Raw genomic sequence first — 849 nt, forward strand, 5'->3', positions numbered from 1 at the left:
GCCGTCAGTTACGCTTAGTACTAAGCGTAACTGACGGCCTTACTAGTCTAAAGAATCGCTACTATTTCGATAAGACCTTTAAGAAAGAAATTCACCGTGCTGCGAGGGACAGCCTCAGCTTTTCAGTTATTATGATCGATATAGATCACTTTAAGGTCCTTAATGATAAATACGGACATTTGTATGGTGACTACTGTCTAACTCGCTCTGCCGAGCTGATAAAAGCAGTTATCCATCGACCTTCGGATACCGTCGCACGCTATGGCGGTGAAGAAATAGCAGTGCTTCTACCCAATACGACATTAGACGGTGCTATGCGACTTGCCGAGCGCATACGTGAGCAGTTCAAAGAAAACGAGTTTTTGGATTCGGGCATTTCAACCTTTTTAACTGTGAGCATTGGTGTATCCAACGCCACCCCTACTACAGACACAATCAAGCACGCGATTAAACTATTGGATATTGCCGATCAATGCCTGTATAAAGCAAAGGAAGCTGGGCGCGATCGAGTAATAGGCCAGAAATGCTATTTCGAGTAATACAGTGCCACTTTATCGTGGCCACTCACTGAAACACTCTCGCACTAATTCGACAAACGCCTCCTCACAAACACTAGCCATATTAAAATGAGAGTTTAAGGAATTATGTTCACAGGCATCGTTCAAGGTAAAGCAAGCATTCTTGAAATTTCAGGTACAGACAATCTAAAAACATTAAAAATAGGTTTTCCTGATGGCGCATTGAAAAACATAAGTAAAGGCGCAAGTATTGCAATTAACGGCACTTGTCTGACCGCTACCGCCTTTGATCTTGAGCAAAACTGGGCGAACTTCGACGTAATGCTCGAGA

Annotated in this window: 1 protein-coding gene and 1 pseudogene; both read left to right on the top strand. The window is 43.2% G+C overall.

From position 1 onward, the window contains the following. Positions 1-539, top strand: a 539-nt coding sequence (locus tag A3735_RS03550; RefSeq protein WP_156499378.1) for a GGDEF domain-containing protein, incomplete at its 5' end; no start/stop codon positions are given. A 105-nt stretch (positions 540-644) separates the two neighbouring features. Beyond that, positions 645-849, top strand: a pseudogene (locus A3735_RS03555) (riboflavin synthase); the annotation flags it as partial.

This window comes from Oleiphilus sp. HI0061, assembly GCF_001635675.1.